The 15,431-nt window shown below is 45.0% G+C and carries 16 protein-coding genes; 11 read left to right on the plus strand and 5 right to left on the minus strand.

Translation table 11 applies throughout. The annotated features are described in order from the left end of the window. Window positions 1–182 precede the first annotated feature (182 nt). The 4 genes from J7623_RS08465 to J7623_RS08480 all read left to right on the plus strand — a co-directional run bounded on the left by J7623_RS08465 (window position 183) and on the right by J7623_RS08480 (window position 3,040). A complete protein-coding gene (locus J7623_RS08465) occupies window positions 183–602 on the plus strand; it encodes a hypothetical protein (protein ID WP_291919383.1) in 420 nt (139 codons plus the stop codon). Window positions 603–977: 375 nt separating this feature from the next. Next, window positions 978–1,880: a helix-turn-helix domain-containing protein gene (locus J7623_RS08470; protein WP_291919384.1), complete on the plus strand. Its 903-nt coding sequence runs from the start codon at window positions 978–980 to the stop codon at window positions 1,878–1,880. Between the two features lie 94 nt (window positions 1,881–1,974). Beyond that, window positions 1,975–2,754 carry an alpha/beta hydrolase gene (locus tag J7623_RS08475; protein ID WP_291919385.1) on the plus strand — a complete coding sequence of 260 codons (780 nt, stop codon included), beginning with the start codon at window positions 1,975–1,977 and terminating at the stop codon, window positions 2,752–2,754. A 10-nt stretch (window positions 2,755–2,764) separates the two neighbouring features. Next, the gene (locus tag J7623_RS08480; protein ID WP_291919386.1) at window positions 2,765–3,040 is read left to right on the plus strand and encodes a DUF1905 domain-containing protein; all 276 of its coding nucleotides are present in this window, start codon (window positions 2,765–2,767) and stop codon (window positions 3,038–3,040) included. Between the two features lie 46 nt (window positions 3,041–3,086). On the opposite strand, the gene J7623_RS08485 is transcribed toward J7623_RS08480, so the two are convergent. From J7623_RS08485 to J7623_RS08495, 3 genes are all read right to left on the minus strand, one after another. Further along, window positions 3,087–5,591, minus strand: a complete 2,505-nt coding sequence (locus J7623_RS08485) for a mechanosensitive ion channel domain-containing protein (RefSeq protein WP_291919387.1) — start codon at window positions 5,589–5,591, stop codon at window positions 3,087–3,089. Between the two features lie 162 nt (window positions 5,592–5,753). Further along, on the minus strand, window positions 5,754–6,206 hold the full coding sequence (locus J7623_RS08490; RefSeq protein WP_291919388.1) for an SRPBCC family protein: 453 nt from the start codon (window positions 6,204–6,206) through the stop codon (window positions 5,754–5,756). Between the two features lie 161 nt (window positions 6,207–6,367). Further along, window positions 6,368–7,858, minus strand: a complete 1,491-nt coding sequence (locus J7623_RS08495; protein WP_291919389.1) for a hypothetical protein — start codon at window positions 7,856–7,858, stop codon at window positions 6,368–6,370. Between the two features lie 196 nt (window positions 7,859–8,054). Here J7623_RS08495 and J7623_RS08500 point away from each other — a divergent pair, with 196 nt between their 5' ends. The 4 genes from J7623_RS08500 (at window position 8,055) to J7623_RS08515 (ending at window position 12,002) form a co-directional block, all read left to right on the plus strand. After that, window positions 8,055–9,350 (plus strand): hypothetical protein, encoded by a 1,296-nt coding sequence (locus tag J7623_RS08500; protein ID WP_291919390.1) that lies wholly within the window; start codon window positions 8,055–8,057, stop codon window positions 9,348–9,350. A gap of 240 nt (window positions 9,351–9,590) precedes the next feature. Further along, on the plus strand, window positions 9,591–10,454 hold the full coding sequence (locus J7623_RS08505; protein ID WP_291919391.1) for a pentapeptide repeat-containing protein: 864 nt from the start codon (window positions 9,591–9,593) through the stop codon (window positions 10,452–10,454). An 11-nt stretch (window positions 10,455–10,465) separates the two neighbouring features. Then, on the plus strand, window positions 10,466–11,233 hold the full coding sequence (locus J7623_RS08510; RefSeq protein ID WP_291919392.1) for an ATP-binding cassette domain-containing protein: 768 nt from the start codon (window positions 10,466–10,468) through the stop codon (window positions 11,231–11,233). A gap of 1 nt (window position 11,234) precedes the next feature. Continuing rightward, the gene (locus J7623_RS08515; protein WP_291919393.1) at window positions 11,235–12,002 is read left to right on the plus strand and encodes an ABC transporter permease; all 768 of its coding nucleotides are present in this window, start codon (window positions 11,235–11,237) and stop codon (window positions 12,000–12,002) included. 67 nt (window positions 12,003–12,069) lie between these two features. On the opposite strand, the gene J7623_RS08520 is transcribed toward J7623_RS08515, so the two are convergent. Then, entirely contained in the window at window positions 12,070–13,035 is a 966-nt protein-coding gene (locus tag J7623_RS08520) for a leucine-rich repeat domain-containing protein (RefSeq protein WP_291919394.1), read from the minus strand. 131 nt (window positions 13,036–13,166) lie between these two features. On the opposite strand from J7623_RS08520, the gene J7623_RS08525 reads away from it, so the two are divergent. From J7623_RS08525 to J7623_RS08535, 3 genes are all read left to right on the plus strand, one after another. After that, complete coding sequence (locus tag J7623_RS08525) at window positions 13,167–13,727, plus strand: DinB family protein (protein ID WP_291919395.1); 561 nt, start codon at window positions 13,167–13,169, stop codon at window positions 13,725–13,727. Between the two features lie 120 nt (window positions 13,728–13,847). Further along, complete coding sequence (locus tag J7623_RS08530; RefSeq protein WP_291919396.1) at window positions 13,848–14,102, plus strand: hypothetical protein; 255 nt, start codon at window positions 13,848–13,850, stop codon at window positions 14,100–14,102. A gap of 60 nt (window positions 14,103–14,162) precedes the next feature. Next, window positions 14,163–14,420: a hypothetical protein gene (locus J7623_RS08535; protein WP_291919397.1), complete on the plus strand. Its 258-nt coding sequence runs from the start codon at window positions 14,163–14,165 to the stop codon at window positions 14,418–14,420. A gap of 71 nt (window positions 14,421–14,491) precedes the next feature. Here J7623_RS08535 and J7623_RS08540 read toward each other — a convergent pair whose 3' ends face one another. Continuing rightward, entirely contained in the window at window positions 14,492–15,406 is a 915-nt protein-coding gene (locus J7623_RS08540; RefSeq protein ID WP_291919398.1) for a haloalkane dehalogenase, read from the minus strand. Between the last annotated feature and the right edge of the window lie 25 nt (window positions 15,407–15,431).

Genomic DNA, 15,431 nt, shown 5'->3' on the forward strand with positions numbered 1-15,431 from the left:
ATCAGATCTTTACGGACTACTATATAACAGTGTACTGTTGGGTGCCAAATCGCGTATCTGGTGCCTGACAGTTAATAATAGTAACAAACCCATTTACATTCCTATCTCACCAAATCACTCCTGCTACATTATTGATGGCTATATTCATTTACCTTTGAGCCAAACATTGAATCGTTTATAACATGGAACCAAAGAAGCCTTCCATATTACTATCTATCTTCAAAAGAAAAGGCGAAGAAGGCATAAAAACACGTATCATCCACGAAGGAAATAAATCCATTTATCCTCTTCAATTGAGCTTTCTCTTGGCTGCAGAGCAGCCATTGGTCTGCTTCCGGGAAGATGATGCCAATTGGGTGCTGGTAACAGGCGACCGGGTAATCGCATCAGGGAAAGGGGAGATAGTGTCACTACCTTATGGAGAATTGGTGACGGTGAATATGGCACTAGCTGAAGAGTATAAGGACCGCGTTATGATGAAAACAGATTTCACCCGTCTTGTGTTGAAAGCGCGCAACGGTGAAAGTCATCTTATCACCCTGGAGAAAGGAAAACCTTACTGGGGGATTTTTCAGTTGTTACATTTTGCTGTTGGCGCATAGCAGGAGAAGGAGTTATTTCCTTTATCTCCACAATGTGCGCTGGGAGTAGATGATGATTCGTTTTGGGCGGGCGGCGAAGATAACGGGCTTATCTCCTTTAGCAATAGCTGATGTTTTGTGTGATTAGGTTATTTATCATTTTTCCTACACCCCGTCGAAAAAAAATATAACCCAAAGAAACCAATCAGGAATAATACCAAAGAAGCGAGTACAGCAGGTAACGCATGTACATTATTAACGCTGGTATAAGCGTAGACCAGGTAAAATCAAACCATGCGCAACATGCATGGTTTACCTTTTTATATTTTCCCTATCTTCATCAACCAATAGCATCACCACCTGTAGCACTATTCCTGATTAAAACCGTTTTCACCGATGGGTCATTCCAAAGCAATCATCCCGTTCTACGACGATATCAATGAATTCTTTGCCAGCACACCATTTCCTGACAGAACCACCAACCCGGATCTCTTCTGTTTCCGGGTAAGCAAGGGAGAAGATGTGAAAAAATTCTATAAACCTCCTTTCAGAAGGTCATTTTATTTTATGGCGCTCTTGAGCGGGGTGGGGCAATCCCGCATTGTGTACGACAATATGAAGGAAATGCGCATGAATAGTTCGCTCGTTTTCCAGGCGCCTGGACTGCTTTCCAGCTTTTATCGTACGGAATATGCTTACGGCTATCTCATTTATTTTAAGAAAGCCTGCTTCTCCTTCTTTAAACCTGATTTTGAAAGGCAGTTCCCGTTTTTCGACGTGCAACAAACACATTTTTACGAATTGTCAGATGAACAATTCCGGGAGTTTTCAATATCCTTCGAAGATTTTTATGAAGCTTACGAAAAGGCAGATGATAAACATCATACGGTAGCCAGCCTGAAAATGTTAGCGACCTTATATCAGTTGAAGGGATTTATACAGCTTAGTCAGCAACAGGAGCGGATTATCCGGCCAGAGTCCGTTTTGTTTAAACAGTATATGCAACTGGTAAACGACAACTATATAGAGAAAAGGACCGTAAATGAATATGCCGCTATGCTTTCCATTACGCCTAAGTATCTCTCTGAGTATATAAAAAATACCACCGGGCAAAATGCCCTCTTCTTCATTCATCAACGTATTATAACGGAGGCGAAGTCTTTAATTCTTTATACCAGCCTGGATATCTCCGAAATCTGTTACCAATTGAATTTTTCTGACCCGGCAAATTTTAATAAGTTCTTTAAGAAAAATGTGGGCGCTACGCCACTGGAGTTCAGAAATCAGCCCAACAGGTAAATATACCATTCAAAGCGGATTATGAACAAAGTGGCGGGAAATGGACCATCTACCTTTGTATTGTATTACATCGGAAACATTTTAAAAACAGATCATGATGAAAACAACACTTAGTAAAGATGGAACAACACTGGCCTACAATGTAACAGGCAATGGCCCTGCTTTAATTTTTATTACCGGTGCCACCTGTTACCGGGAATTTAATCCCGTGCTGTACGATGTGTCCGTTTTTTCAACGGAATTCACAGTATACAATTACGATCGCCGCGGACGCGGTGATAGCGGTAATACGTTACCATACGCCGTGGAACGTGAAATAGAAGACATCGAAGCCATGATTGACGCGGCAGGAGGTCAGGCATTTTTGTATGGTCATTCTTCCGGTGCTATACTGGCGTTGAAAGCGGCGCTCACACTGGGTAATAAGGTAAGTAAGCTGGCCATGTATGATGCTGCATATTGCCCGGATGCCGCCTCCCTGGAGGAATTTAAAGCACTTAGCAGCGACTTGTACCAATTGTTGCAAGCCGGAAAAAACCAGGAAGCGATCACCGGGTTCCTGGAAGGTATCGGGATTCCGCAAGAGGCTTTCGAAAGCTTGTACCCCGACTGGCAAATAATGGTGGACCTGGCCCCTACATTAGCTTATGATACTACACTGGCCAGTGCGCTGCCACCAGTAAAGGAAGTAGCCGGCCTGACTACACCTGCCCAGATTATTGTGGGAGAAAAAAGCCCGGAATCTCTGCAGGCGGTGGCCCAACAACTACGGGAAGCTATTCCCAACGCTGTTTATACAGTGGCAAAAGGACAGGATCATTTGCCGGCGGCAGAAGTAGTACTGTCAGTGTTAACCGCTTTCTTCAAATCTTAACAAATCTACTATGGCACAGCAAGTAAATGTCAGGCTGCATACCACCCTGCAAACGGAGCCTGGTAAAGGGTCCTGGACCTATATTGTCTGGGACGGCGTAGCGGATACCTTTGGTACCCGGCGACCTGTAAAAGTACGGGGCAATATTGATGGCTATGAATTTGAAAATTCATTCTTACCCCTTAAAGATGGTACCCATCTGTTGGGCGTTAATCAGAAAGTCCGCAAAGTGATTGGTAAAAAAGCGGGAGATAAGGTAATGGTAGAAATTTATGGAAAGGTATAATACACCAAATCAGTAAGCTCCACGCCACATGTGGAGCTTACTGATGCTAATCTTTTTGTTGGATGCGTGGACCCCCCGTAGGTGGATTTAACGGCGAAATATGTATATCCTGTTGGGGGAAAGGAATGCTGATACCATGTTCCCGGAATGCGCTGGTAATGGCTGCAATCAAATCACTTTTTATATCCACCGCTTCTGCCAGGTGTCGCACCCAAAAGAATAGCTGAATGTCTATAGAGCTTTGATTAAATTCTTTAAAGATCACTTTTGGCGCCGGGTAACCAAGGATGCGTTTGTCCCCGGTGAAGAGCTCCAGCAATAACGCTTTGGCTTTTTCAAGATCTGTATCATAAGATACGCCTACGGTGATGGCCATCCGGCGTTTGTGGCCATTAGAGCTCCAGTTCAGCAGGTGCGCGGTGAGCAGGTCGCCATTGGGCATGATCAGATCGGCACCGTCAGTTGTGGCAATGGTACTGCTGCGGAAGCCGATGGATTTTACCTTTCCTGACTGGTCTTTGATGTCAATGACATCCCCTACATTAATAGGTTTTTCAAAGGCGATGATCAGGCCACTCACCAGGTTATTAACGAGCGATTGTAATCCAAAACCGATACCAACACCAATGGCGCCCATAAAGAGGGCCAGCCTGCTCATCGGAATGCCAGCTGCGGCAAATGCCAGCAATACGCCAAGCGTAATAATGCCAATACGTACCAGTAAGATCCAGCTACCAATGCCTGTTCTTTGCTTCCCTGCAGCGGTGGTGGCATATCGGTTGTTGTCGCCCGCAAAGAAAGATACGATCCGGGAGATAATCACCGATAACATCACAATTGCTATAAATATCGTGATGTTGTCAATGCTGAAGGTAAAGTCTCCGATCTGCCGTTCCGCAGAGAGGAAGGCCCTGAAAGGATCTGTCATTAATTTGAAAGCATAAAAATTACGGCCAAATAACAGGAACCATCCTACTATCAGCAATAAATAAAACAGGGGATGGGCGCGGTTGCCTATCTTCTGGAAGTTGATGTTTAAAGGTCCGGGGTCGGCTGTTGTATACACAATAGCACCCACTTCCATCGCCTCATTGATAATCCGGACGGTCCACAGAAAGAGGATGGCAATAACGGCATTGAAATAGCCGCTTGTGAGCAACGTTTTGGAAAGATTGTAACAACCCACCAGGTTAGTCACAATGGAGGCCACTTCTAATATCACCATTAAGCCAATGGCATATATGATCCATTTTTCTTTCAGTTGCGCACGGTTGGCAGGCGACCAGGCAGAAGTCCCGAGTACGATACCACACAACGCCAACACCACCATCGCCCAGCGCTCCGGCCGGGAAGCCTGCAGCACCATGTTGTCCAGGCAAGCCAGGAAAAATAGAACCAGTAACAGGACCCAGAAACGTAGCCAATACCGGCTGATATAACCCCGGAAAACAAACGTTAGCGAAATGGCCGGAAATGCCCAGCATATGGCCGTAAACAAGAAAGGCTGCGCTAAAAACAGGAATTGGAATAAGCTGAATACCACAATGATGGCTGACAATACAGGGAATTTAAATAATAACCTTTTCTCGGTTTGCGTATATTCAGATTGACTACTTACCTTCTTCAGGGATTGAATATAAAAGATGGCGCCCAGCAACACCACTAATGTCAGGAACACTTTTCCTTTGTTATTGGCCAAATAAAACCGGAGGGTGAGCAACGATTTTTCCCATGAATAATAAAGAATAGTTTTTAGTGGCCTGGCCTTTTGAAAGGGTTGCCATAATGCCGGAAAGTCACGGTCAAACGTCCTTGCATAGATAGTGAGTTGGTATTGCTCTATTTCCTCCATCTGGGAGTTGATGTCGTATAGCAGGGTATTGGTAGGGGCCAGCAACTCATCTATTTTAGCGGTAGCTTGTTTGAGTTGGTTATCCATAGGACTCAATCCACGGGCAATGTTTTTCATTTTTTGAATGTACCTGATCAGTTGCACAGAGTCGTCAGGAAACGTAAAGATAGCGGGGTCCGTAGACAGCGAGTCCAGTTGATAGGCAAAAGAATTTAGCGCTGCATGATGTTTATCCAATTGGTTTTTTATGTCCTCCACCCGTTTCTGTAGCACCAGTAGCAGGTTGTACGAATTCGTTAGATTTCTGTATGACTGGGCGCTGCCTTTATTCACAAATATGCCATCACCGGCAAGTGCCGACCACTCCTTTATTTTATCTAAAGAGTTTTTGATGTGATTGGTGTCGATACCTGTACGGAGATAATTTTTAGCGCGTTGCAGGATGATGTTGGTTTGTTCAAAAAGGATTTCCTGGCGCATCGCTATTTTCCGGGCTGCAAACTCGTCGATAGATTTTTTTGACGCCTTCTTCCCGTATTGCTGCATACTTGTTACAAAGCCGGGGCTGGTACTATCAGCTCTTTGCGGCAGACGACTACTGTCGCGCTGCTGCCCCTGGCCGCATATACCGGCCAGCAAGAGATAAAGGATAATGCCAAAAGGCCGCCAGTCAGTGAACAGAGGTAGATGTTTGCGCATATGGGATATGGTGCTCGTTGTTTGTTGATTAGGACAATACTTTAAGATAATAAAAAAATGGTAAGATGCACGTTCCCCTGTTCCCGGAAGCACCACGCGCCCAAAGGTTAAACAGGAAGTTTAACCTTTGGACGCGTAATATATGAGGAGACTTTGTTGTTATTAAAAGCCATCCGGGATCTCTGGTTCCACCAGCTTTGCCAGTTTTTCCAAAGATTCCTGCCAGCCGAGGTAGCACATTTCTGCCGGTATCATGGACGGAATATTTTCCTGTGTTATTTTTATTTCGGTTCCCGCCAGGTTCTTTTTTAATACAACAGTAGTCACCATTTCTCCCGGCATATTGGGATCATCAAAAGTATCAGAGTATTTTAATCCTTCATTGGGCTTCAGTTCCAGGTAACTGCCACCGAAGGAGTGGCTATGACCCGTACCAAAATTCTGGAATGACATCTTAAACGTGCCACCCACTTTCACATTCATTTCATGAACAGTACATAGAAAGCCATAAGGAGGCAACCAGGAAGCAATCGCTGTAGCTTCTGTAAATGCACGGTATAATTTTTCCGGAGTGGTTTTAAGAACCCTGTGTAAAGAAACGCTATTGTTTGACATAAAATACTTTTTTGGTTCCTACTCTTCTGGCTTTTCGGTTCCGCCCGTTTTTAAATGGTTGCTGCTCCATTGCCATTGATCTGACACCACAAAGATGTATCGAAATTCTGGTGGACAGGGTGGCGCGTTACGACAATTTAAAGGGTTATTTGCGACGCCTGCTACAGTTCCTGCATTAATGCTTTAGCAGCCACATGCCCTGGGTTTATTTTAAGGGCTTTTTCCAGGTAGATGCGTGCATTCACTTTATCGTTTAAAAGCAGGTAACACTTGCCTATATAGTAATCGGTTTTGCGGTAAGCAAGCCAGTGGCCATCTTCACTGACATCTTTTGCCAGGGTTACAAACTGTTTTAAACAGCTAAGGCCTTCTTTTACATTATAATCGTTGTCTGCGGCAAATACCCCCATGTCATAATATATATCTATATTTTTGTGACCATTTGTAGTACGGAGCACGCTTAACTCCCTGCTTTTTTTCAGGTATTCCCAGGCCTCCTTCTTATCACCTTGCAGCAGGTTATTAGCCAGGAAACTATAGCAGGCGGCCAGGTTGGGAGGCCCTAGCTCCGTATCCATTTCCTGTTCCCGGATTTTCGTGATGGCCTGCATGATATAGTTTTTTGATTGATCCTTCAGGCCAAGCCGGTAGCAATACATACCCAGTTGCATGATATTCCATCCTTTCATTTTATCATTCAGAAAGAAGTTAGTCACCTTTAGCAGCCCTGTTGTATCATTATTTGAAATCGCTAACTGGATAAAATGATTGTAATAAGGGAATGTTTTACCAGGTGGAATTTGATAAGCCGCTATGGTACGCTGGCAAAAGGACTGTAATTCCTCCGTCACATCCTGTGTATGGCCGGCATCTGTATTGGGATTATAAAGCTGGTAGAGATGTTCAAATGCAAAGGGTAGGCCCAGCATCACGATGTTGCTGTGATCCGCCATAGGGATACTGTCCCGTTGAAAGAAAAAACGGGAACTATCGAGCGCTTTTACTTTAAGCGCTATTTCCCTGGCATAATCCTGCCGGCGGGTCATATCACCTGCACCTACGGCAACATAATAAAATGTAGTATTATGGTTGTAAAAGTCTTTGGCCTTGTCTGGTATAGAGAAAAACGAGGGGGCTTCGTCTACTTTCTCCGGTGCCAACAATATATAACCGTTAAAAATTCCCCATTCATGCAGGAACAAATAGTTGGCATAACTGGCCGCATAGGAATGCCCAACGTAACTACGAAAGCCAGTATTATACTTCTTTTCAACAGCAGGTAGTATTTCATTTTTGAGACAGTTCACAAATTGTTTACCTGTTGCGGTGAGCTGCGCCGTGCGATAGGTAAACCCGATACGATCCATCTCAGCCTGTATATTGACTACAATCGTAGCCGGATAAGTATAATTCGCCCGGGAGAAATAATCTGCCTGTGCAGCGATCAGCTCACCGGTAACCATGCCATAGTTAAACGAATACATGACAGCTGATTTCTGCTCACCATCCCATCCTGCAGGTGTATAAACGGTGTAATAAATAGTGTCCGAAAGATACGCAGAATAGATTTTTTCGTTGATCTTTTGCTGCGTATATCCTGTAAGGGCACAGGCAATGAAGAAAAATACTAAGAGAACTGTTCTCGTGGACATAAGGGCCATTTTTGGATGTTGTGCCAATAAATTACAAATTTAGCGTGTAATATTCGCCGTATGTTGGGATAGGTGGAGACGTTTTGCCCACAGTAGCGGATACCTGGAAACAGGTATATTTGACTCCTTGTTTCCAAGTATATGTCATATATATGGAATCGACTATTTTTGGATCGTCAGAAAAACCGTCAAAACTATGCTTTCTTATTTTCGTCCATTAGCACTCATAGCTGCCGCTGTAGCCGTCTTTGCAGGTAATAGCCAGGCGCAGACGCAGTTCGACAGCAAACTGCTGAAGAATGGTAAATATACCCTTGCCTGTTATATGGTGGATGGTAGCAACGAATCACCTATAGGTACTTTTACGATCGGTATCAATACCACCAACGATAAACTGGCACTCACCACTGTTATGGCCCTCGCCGGACTGGAAGAGTGGAAAGATACTGCCGTATCTAACCTGAGTAATTTTAAACCGGTGTACCGGGCCTCCCACAGCACCCTTAAAGACATGGTGCTGCATTTCGACAATGGAGTGACCGGCTATTACGTGGATAAGAAAACAAAACAGAAAACCCAGGTGAAAGAAGCAGGGAATCAGTATTTCATCGATAGCTATACTTACCCGTTCTTATTGTCGCTGCTGCCGCTTACTTCCGGCTATAGCACCGACTTACCGGTTTATGAATATAAACCGGAGAATAAAGAAAATGTAAAGAAGGCAATTGTGGAAGAAGTGACCAACAGCACCTGGGTGAGCAAATACACCGGTAAGCACGATGTATGGGCGGTTACTGTAGTAGAGCCTTCCACCGGCGAAAAATCCATTTCTTACATCGATAAGAAAACACGTCGCCTCTGGCAGATTGATAGCTGGGCCAATGGTACACAAATCAGGATGGTAGATGCTGAAACAGATTTCAATTCCATCAAGGCTCCTTTTGATAAAGACCTGACCATGAAAATGGTGAAAGGCGGCAACTCCATCATCTATGGCCAGGTGTTTGCCCGCGACTTCAACGACAATGGTACCGTGTTTGCCAAAATGCAGGTAATGAATATCCAGGCCAAACAAGTGGCACCCAAAGGTACCCAGGTAATCCTCATCCCTTACAACGATTATTTTAAAGAATGGGTAAAAGTAAACGATGCTCAACGTAAAAAAGGCCGCGAAGGCATCGCTTTACTGGATGACGCCGCTGCCTGTATTAAAAGTACCCAGGTATACGATGATGAAGGACATTATGAGTTTGTAAACCTCATGCCCGGTGAGTACCTGTTGTATACCGAATTCGGCTATTCCCACTCTTACAGCCAAACGGAGGTAACCGGTTATACCGATCATTATATTAATGGAATGTTCCAGGGAACAACGGCTAATACGGTAAACCGGAACTATAGTACGGGCAACAGTGCAGTGGTGAAAAAAGTAGTCACCATCAGCAAACCCGGTGAAAAGGTAGAAGCTAAATTGAAGAAAACACGCGCCTGAGAAAACCTGATAAAATTGAATGAAGGGGAGCCGCCACGCCTGAGCGTGGCGGTTTTTTTTATGCCCATCCTCCGCTACGCCTGTCCTCCCAAAGGCGATATTGCGGCAAATACCACCCGCAGTGGTGGCATTACAACTGTAAGTAGCGCTATTACAACTAACAGTGGTGGCTTTTTTGATCGCCATAGACAAGAACCACGATACCTTTGAGCTATCGAAAAATTACAAAAGATAGCAGCTATGGAACCAGGTATAATTGGCGGCAAAATTGCCAAAGCACGAAAAGAGTGCAATATGTCTCAGGCGCAACTTGCCCAACGTTTATTTATCAGTCCACAGGCTGTTGGAAAATGGGAGCGTGGGGAATCCATCCCGGACATCCTTACTTTTAACCGGCTCGCGGAAATCCTGGGTGTCGACCTCAACTATTTCTCAGACAGTTTTCCTTCCGTGGTTCCTGCAGAAGTATTGCCAGCAGAAAAAGCGCCGGATAAGCCCGGCTGGAACATGTCGCGGGGCAATTGGGTAAAGGCCGACTTTTCCGGCTTGAAAGATCTGCATGAAAAGTTCAGTGGTTCCAATATGCAGTCCAGCAAGTTCGTGGGCTCGGATATGTCGGGCCTGCTCATGAAAGGGAACAGCATCGACAGCTGCGATTTCACCGGTGCCGATTTGAGCCGTAGCCGCCTGGAGGGCTCCAGTTTGCAGACAAACATCTTCACAGATTGCCTGTTGAAAGGGACGGAATTTTCCCGCTGCCACATCAGGAACTGCAACTTCATGGGGGCTAACTTTAGCGGGGCAGTCTTCCGGTCGTGCTCCCTGGAAAAAAATACGTTCACCAATGCGTTGTTACATCGCACTTCCTTTAATGCCACATATATAGCAGATGTGGTGTTTGAAGGCATCGTGGAGGATTGCAGCTTTGAAGACAGCTCCTTCGCCAACGTCATCTTTCGAAACACAAAACTCACCAATACTTTCTTTAAAGGCAGGAATCTGAAGAAAATCCGGTTTGTGGATTGTGAAGCAGACCGGCTTACCTACGAATTCCTGAAAAATGGGAAAGCAAATTTGACAGGTATCATATTGTTAACAGCATAAGGAAATAAGACATGTCGCAACATGAAATCGCTATTTCAGTACATGGATTGAGAAAATCCTATAAAGATCTCCCTGTGTTGGCAGGCGTAGATTTCCAGGTGGAGAAGGGCAGTATTTTCGCCCTGCTTGGCCCCAACGGTTCCGGTAAAACCACTATTGTTAAAATCCTCACTACGCTGTTGAAGCCAGACAGCGGGCAGGTGTGGGTGAATGGATTTGATGTGACAGCATCACCCGACCACGTACGGCAGTCCATTAGTCTCACCGGGCAATTTGCAGCCGTAGATGAAATCCTCACCGGGCGGGAAAACCTGGTCCTGATCGCACGGCTGCGTCACCTTCAGGGGCCGCAGCAGATCGCGGACGACCTGCTGCATCGCTTCGGTTTAACGGAGGCCGCCAACCGCAAGGTGTCCACTTATTCCGGCGGAATGCGCCGTCGCCTTGATATTGCCATGAGCCTGGTGGGCGACTCGCAACTGATTTTCCTGGATGAACCCACTACCGGCCTCGATCCTGAAGCCCGTATTGAAGTATGGAAAATCGTGAAAGAACTGGCTGATAGCGGTAAAACCGTATTCCTCACCACACAATACCTCGATGAAGCCGAGCAGCTGGCCAATAGAATTGCCATTCTCCAGGAAGGTAAAATTATCGTCAGCGGTACACTGGAAGAACTGAAGAAGTTATTCCCACCTGCTAAAGTAGAATACATTGAAAAACAACTGACGTTGGAAGAAATATTCCTGTCCCTCGTTGGAAAAAAAGCAAACAATTAAAATGGAAACGATACCTTCTTATTTTTTTACAGACCTGCGCGTGATGTTAGGTCGTTCTATGCGCCATGTGTTTCGCAGCATGGATACCATTATCACCGTTACTATTATGCCCATTGCGCTGATGCTGTTGTTCGTGTATGTACTGGGCGGCGCTATCCAGAGCGGGGCCGATAACTATGTCAATTACCTGTTGCCCGGCATCATGCTGATGGCCATTGCTAACAGTATGGGATATACGTCGTACCGGTTATTCCTGGATATGCAACGAGGCATATTTGAGCGGTTTCACTCCATGCCTATTGCCCGTTCCGCGGCACTTTGGGGACATGTACTCACCTCGCTGGTATCTAACTCCCTGTCTGTGATCGTGATCATTCTCATTGCGTTGTTGATGGGCTTCCGGTCATCCGCAGGCATATTCTCCTGGTTAGCCGTAGCGGGCATACTGGCCTTGTTTACGCTGACATTAACCTGGATCGCTGCCATCGCCGGGCTATCGGCTAAAACCGTGGATGGTGCTGCCGCTATCGCTTATCCGATTCACTTTTTGCCGCTGATCAGCTCTGCATTTGTGCCCACTAAAACGATGCCCCGCGGTGTACGGATATTCGCTGAAAATCAACCCGTCACTTCTATTGTGGATACTATCCGTTCCCTGCTTTCCAATCAACCGGTAGGCAATGATATCTGGATTGCAATGGCCTGGTGTGTGGGCATTATGGCAGTAGGATATTTCTTTGCGATGCGGGTGTATAAGCGGAGGGCGTAAAAATATGTTTGTTTTGTGTGCTTGACCTTGTAGACGAGTGCTACAAGGTTTTTGCATGAGGGGAAACTCAATGAATGGTGTTTATATCACGGCTTCTTTTAAGCTGCCATTTTCCTGTTAATTCCTGTGGCATATCTTTATAATCAGACCAGTAAATTTCGCCGGAGGGAATATCAATAATTTTAAGATGGTCCTGGAAATCACTTTTCTGTAATCCCAAATCATCGCATTGTTGCTTATCTGCATACAGATAAGTTCCCCAATCTTTAGGAGCCGCTTGTTTGAATTTTTCCGGAATTGCAGGATCTATATAATTGACTGGATTAGCGTAAATGCTCAGCCTATCTATACTTGCCGGTAAGTTTTCTACCCGGCGAATGTGGTTGTCGCCGATGTTGAGATTTTTTAAATGCGGAATGTTTTTAAGTGCTGCGGGTATGTATTCCAGTTCATTTGAAAAGACTTCCAGGGAAGTAATGTTACTGCAAAGGCCAATGCTTTGCGGTAAATATTTAATCTTATTCATCCCAAGCTGCAGATAGCCCATTTTTTTTAACTGGCCAAGAGATGTGGGCATATAGGTCAGCTCATTGTGAAACAGGTTGAGCGTATCCAGTTGTTGTAATCGCCCCAGCTGATCTGAGATAGTGGTTAGTTTATTGTACGCCAGCAACAGCGTATTAAGTGATGATAACTCACACAGTGCCGGCGGCAGGGTTCGGATAAGGTTGCCATTTGCATATAAGCGTCTTAAATGTATAAGGCGATCTATATCGTCTGGTATGGAAGTAATCTTGTTATTACTGATATGTAATATTTCCAGTGAAGGCAAGGCGGATAGTATATCGATATTATCCAATTGGTTATTGCCCAGATATAATACTTTCAGGTGGCGCATTTCCACAAACCACTCCGGGATTTCCGCAAGCTGATTATTTTCCAGGTTTAAGTTGGTTATATGTTTGTTGTCCAGCAGACTCGCCGGAAAGGTAGTTAGTTGCTGACCTTTGTAACTCAGTAAGGATGATTGCATAGGGATTCAAAAGTAGTAAAATAGTGGTCGTATTGTTTCCTGTCTTGCTAAAATATTTGCATTGAAAATACTATATTCGGTAGGTATAGTGATAACCCGCTGGCCTCGATCAACCAATAATACATTGTATTATGACTATTAAAGAAATCATTATTTTTTCTTTTTGCTGTATCCTGACAACTACCTGTTGGGGGCAGCAGTCGCTTTCACCTGCTATAGAGCGACTGTTCAATAAAATTGAGAAAGATATTTTGACAACCGCAGAAGCCATGCCGGAAAGCAGGTATAATTTTACACCTGAAAAACTAGATATAAAAGATAGTGATTTTAAAGGGGCGCGAACATTCGCCGGGCAAATCATGCATCTTGCCACGGATAATATCCTCATATGGAGCGCCATTACAGGCGATTCCGTACGGGCAGATATCGAAGATGTAAATGGTCCCAAAAGCATTAAAACGAAGAAAGACATCATTGAATATCTTAAGTTTTCGTTTATGACCGGCCGTAAAGCGATTTCAACATTGACGAGCCAGAATGCCATGGATATGGTTGATTTCAGGTGGAGAAAACTGCCAAAGCTTGACCTGGCGTTTTATGCACTTACCCACGCCAATGAACACTATGGACAGATGGCTATTTATCTTAGAATGTGTGGAATTATTCCACCCCCAACCATTAACGATAAGTAACGAAGCGTAATGTGATATCGCGCAGGCTCAGGCAGAACATAAGAAGGATAACTAACGGCAGTGGCTGTATGAAATGGGCACGGTTTTGTCGCAATATTAAGCGGACTAAAACTGAATGCCATGTCTGACGAAAGAAAAACGGATAAAGAAAAACTGGACGAAAAAGCCGCAGCAGAACAGCAAAAACATCATGCCGGGGTGAAGCCGGACCCGGAAACCATGGGGCCTGAGCCGCAGGAGAAAATGACGGGGCCTGTTTCTTCAGTTATCAGGAAAATAGCGGAGGCAGGAGATGAGGAAGATATTCCATCTGGCGAGCAGGAAAAGGATGCCATTGACCGGGAAGACGAAGAACGGGAAAAGAAGAAAGAGTGAGATATTTCCACGGGTTGGCCTGATTATTCCTCAGCAATCACTATTAAATGTTAAGTGAAGATGAAAGCAACAGATATTACTGTTTACATAGATAATAAGCCTTACCGGTTTCATGTGGATGTAAATTATGAGAATGAAACTACCACTTACCAGGTATCTTCCGCGAATGAGAAACAGGAGGTGCCGGGGTATGGAACGATGCACCTGCAGTTTAACGAAGATGGACATGTGTCGGTGGAGCAAAATATCGAAACCGTAGAACAGGAGCAGTTAGCGCGCCTGATATGGCAGGAGATACTTAACAATATGAAACCCTGAATAAACGGGCGATTAAAAAAATAAGGGCGTGATACTGGTATCATGCCCTTGTTTTTAGAAAGCTGGCTGTTTTATTTGTCAGCACAACGCTCCAGTACAAAATTTCTCACGGCTTCTCCAATGGCGGCAGGAGAGTCTTCCTGTACGTAGTGGATGCCCGCTACGGTTACTTCCTGCTGATTTCGCCAGGTACGGCAAAATTCCAATGCCCTGCCCACCAGCAATGCGCCTGGTTCTGCGGAGATTAATAACTTAGGTAAGTCGTTTTTCGCCATCCATTGTCCATAGGCTTCTACGATAGCAGCAATGTCTGCCGGTTTACCGTCGATGGGAAGGGATCTGGGGAAGATGAGCGTAGGCAGGCGGTCTTCTTCGTGGCGGAAGGGAGCGCGGTAAGCTTCCATTTCGGTATCATCCAGTTTCCGGATAATACTTTTCGGTAATACCGTTTCTATAAAGAAGTTATCTTTCATAATCATTTCTTCTCCTTTGTCCGACAGTAATGCGCGGAATATGGCATCTCTGCCGGGAGGAAAATCTTCCCATCTCCTGGGTTGTACAATGGCTTCCATGTAAGCAATGCCCTGTATTTGCTCCGGGTAACGAAAGGCGCGGTGAAAGCCTAATGCAGAGCCCCAGTCATGCAATACCAACACGATATTTTTTTTCAGTCCTACTGCCTCGAACCAGGCATCGAGATAGGCCACGTGATCGGTAAACTGGTAGCGCTGATCGGGTGATTTACCGGATTGTCCCATGCCTGCCAGGTCAGGAGCCAGGCAGCGGCGGTGTTTACTGAGCCAGGGAATAATGTTACGCCATAAAAAAGAAGAGGTAGGATTGCCATGCAAAAAAACTACCGGATCTCCGGCGCCGGTATCAATGTAACTGATCTCTGTGTCCAGCGCCCTCACGCGTTTGCGTGGTAATGTATCGGTATTGCTGATAGTTGGCTTAGTTATGATGTCGGAAGTAGTTGTTTTCATCTTTACTTGATTTGTGAAACAAAAC

The sequence above is a fragment of the Chitinophaga sp. genome (genome assembly GCF_017745275.1).
Taxonomy (GTDB): Bacteria; Bacteroidota; Bacteroidia; order Chitinophagales; family Chitinophagaceae; genus Chitinophaga.